At 72.7% G+C, this 2,896-nt stretch carries 2 protein-coding genes and 1 pseudogene; 1 reads left to right on the top strand and 2 read right to left on the bottom strand.

The window, feature by feature from the left end:
- A pseudogene (locus tag VF697_RS33910) lies at positions 1 to 185 on the top strand (cell envelope biogenesis protein OmpA); the annotation flags it as partial.
- On the opposite strand, the gene VF697_RS43605 reads toward VF697_RS33910, so the two are convergent.
- Positions 131 to 979 (bottom strand): hypothetical protein, encoded by an 849-nt coding sequence (locus VF697_RS43605; protein ID WP_414641380.1) that lies wholly within the window; start codon positions 977 to 979, stop codon positions 131 to 133. The pseudogene VF697_RS33910 and the gene VF697_RS43605 sit on opposite strands and share 55 nt — an antisense overlap.
- A gap of 1,302 nt (positions 980 to 2,281) precedes the next feature.
- A partial coding sequence (locus VF697_RS33900) for an OmpA family protein (protein ID WP_331101540.1) occupies positions 2,282 to 2,896 on the bottom strand: 615 nt, incomplete at its 5' end.

Below are 2,896 nucleotides of genomic sequence, written 5' to 3'. Positions count from 1 at the left end.
TCGCGGGCGCGCTCGGGCTGCGGGAGCGGGATGCCGAGGAGCGGCCCCTGGAGCTGCTCGGCGCGGTGCAGTACCGCGTGTTGGACGGGCTGCGCGCCCACGTGGGCGGTGGCCCGGGTCTGACGCGCGGCTACGGCACGCCCGGCTTCCGCGTCTTCGCCGGCTTCGACTGGACCCCGCCCGAGCCCGCGGCGCGCTGACTCCGCCGCGCCCTCGGCCTCCATGAGCACAGCAGGGGCAGGAGGAATCCCAGCGCGCTCAGCGCGCTTCCTTGTCCGTCCGCGCTGGAGCAGCTCCCTCCCGTCAGACGCAGCCGCCCGTAGGCGTTCGTCGAGATGGTCGTCTGGTTGTTCTCGGGCACCAGGTCGAAGCCTCCCCCCGTCGCGCTCGCGCTGATGGGAAACGCCTCGAGCGGGGAGGGCGGCAGGAAGAAGTCCATCTCGATGACGGTGCTCGCCCCCGCGTCGAGCCTGGGCAGGGTACACGTGACGGTGCTGCCCGACGGGCCGCAGGAGTACTCGCCAGGGACGGCACTTCCGGACAGGTACGCGGGCAGCTCGATGGCCACCGTCACGTCCTCCGCGGCTTCCGGGCCGGAGTTGGTGACCGTCGCGTACACCGGCACGGAGAGGTAGTCGGGCTCGAGGCGCTGTCCCACGTCCAGGGAGACCTGGAGGTCCACGGTGAGCGCGGGCGGCGGGAAGTCCGGCCCGAACCCGGGAAGCAGGCGCACGGAACCGTCGCCTCCGCTCGTGGCGCCATTGACGGGCGTCTTGTCGAAGAGAGGCTGAGTCGTCGTTCCCGCGTGGCCCCCGGTGACCAGGACGCGCGCCTGACTGCCGCCGAGGATCGCCACGACCCCCCCACCACCGCCGCCTCCACCCCCGGAGGCCTCATGGGAGCCCTCTACCGCGCGCTGCGTGCCGCCCTGGCCGCCGATGGCGGAGACCTCCACCTCCGAAATTCCCTCCGTGGCCATGAGCACCACCGTGCCTCCGCCGCCTCCGCCCCCAGGGCCACCCCGCCGGCCCTTCAGCCCGGCCGAGCCACCCGCCGCCCCGTCCGCCTCGATGCGGCCCTGGCCCTGGAGGGTGCGCGCCAGCACGAACACGAGCCCGCCCCCATCGCCCCCGGCCCCCGCATCCAGCTCCTCGGAGTGGCCGGCACCGCCGCCGCCTCCGAAGAACAACCGCTCCCGCACGTCGGCGGACAAGGGCCTGCCGCCGAGCCCGCCCACGGGGGCGCGATTGCCACAGCCCCAGCGGGGGTCCTCGGGCGCCGTGACGCGGGGATCCTCCTCGGCCGCGCTGCAGCCATGCCCGCCGCGGCCTCCTCCCGCGTCATCCGCGAAGCGGTTGTCGGCCAGGATGTAGGCGGGATCGAGCCGCCAAGCCGCCTGGAGATCCTCGGTCGACACGTCCATGACGCCCAGGCCGGTCCACGTCTTCCCCGGGGCCAGGCCGTTCGCGCCACCGCCACCGGCCGCACCGCGGGCATTGCCTCCACCGCCCCCGTTGGCGGCCGCGCCACGGCCGTAGCGTCCGGTGGTGGCGTCATACGCCGAGGCGCCGCCACCCAGCCCTTCACCGCGTTCGGCGGCGCGCAGGACGTCCGTCGAGCGGAAGCCGCCCTCGCTCGCACTTCCGCCCATCCGCACCTGACCGCCCCGGAACCCCTTGCCTCCCGCGGTGATGCGGCCGTCGACTCGCAGCGTGTCGGCGGTGACGACGACCACCCCGCCGGTACGCCCATTCCAATCCGGCGCCGTCAGCACCCCCTGGGCGCCGATGGTCAGGGTCTTGAAGCGTGGCACCCGGATGACCTGGGTGTGCCCCGAGGCCGTGTAGCTAGACCTCAACCCCGAGCCCGGGCCGCGGCCCCGTACCCGAAGGGAGTGCGTGGCCACGTCCACCCCCGTCACCTCCACCCACTCGTACCGTCCGGCACTCCGCTCCTCGAGCACCGCGCCATACCGGACCGTGTCCGGCGGCGTGTCGAGCCACGCCCCCTGCATCTGGATGAGGAAGAGGAGGTCCCCCACCTCGAGCCCGGGAAGCATCGCGAGGTCCGTGACCTGGAGCGTGCCGTTGCCCGGCGCCGCATCGCGGGCGAGCTCCGCGTAGTGATTGACCACCTCGAGCGTGTTGATCGTGCGGTCCCCGTCCCGCCCCGCCGCTTCCACGGGGAGCGCGGGAGCCATCACCAGGGCCAGTGCGCACAGCCCCATCCTCAACTGCCATGACCACGCGCGTTGCATGGAAGAACCTTCTTCGCTGAAGCCCTACGGCTGCTCACCGCTCGCGGGGGCCGGTGGTGGATCGATGATCAGGATGTCGACACGCCGGTTGGCGGCACGCCCCTGCTCCGTGTCATTGCCCGTGATCGGGCGGCTCTGGCCGTAGCCAACGGACTCCATGCGCGCCGGCTCCACGCCATGGGCCTGCAGCCAGCGCATCACGCTCCGAGCGCGCCGCATGGACAGCGTCTTGTTGGCCCCCGCCAGGCCCTGATTGTCGGTGTGCCCCTCGATGCGGACCTTCTTGATCCAAGGGCTCGCCCGCAGGGCGTCGGCCATCGCTTGCAGCACGGGAAAGCTCTCTTCCAGGACCGTGTCCGTATTGAGGCCAAAGACGATGGGCTTGCGGATGAGCAGCTTGTCTCCCTTCACCTCCACCAGGCCGGGGCAGCCGCTCTTGTCCTGCTCCAGGGCGGGAGCACCGGGCTCGTCGGGGCAGGCGTCCAGGGAGTCGGGGACGGTGTCCTGGTCGCTGTCACTGGCGGGACAGCCCAGGCGCTCCGGGTCGGGGAACGGGCCCGGAGGTGTCTCCGGGCATTCGTCCACCGAGTCGAGCAGGGTGTCCTGGTCCTGGTCCTCGGCGGGGCAGCCCAGGCGCAG

The sequence above is a fragment of the Archangium sp. genome (assembly GCF_036388035.1).
Classification (GTDB): domain Bacteria; phylum Myxococcota; class Myxococcia; order Myxococcales; family Myxococcaceae; genus Archangium.
The sequence above is the reverse complement of the archived record's forward strand: the minus strand, read 5'-3'. Positions and strand labels throughout refer to the sequence as shown.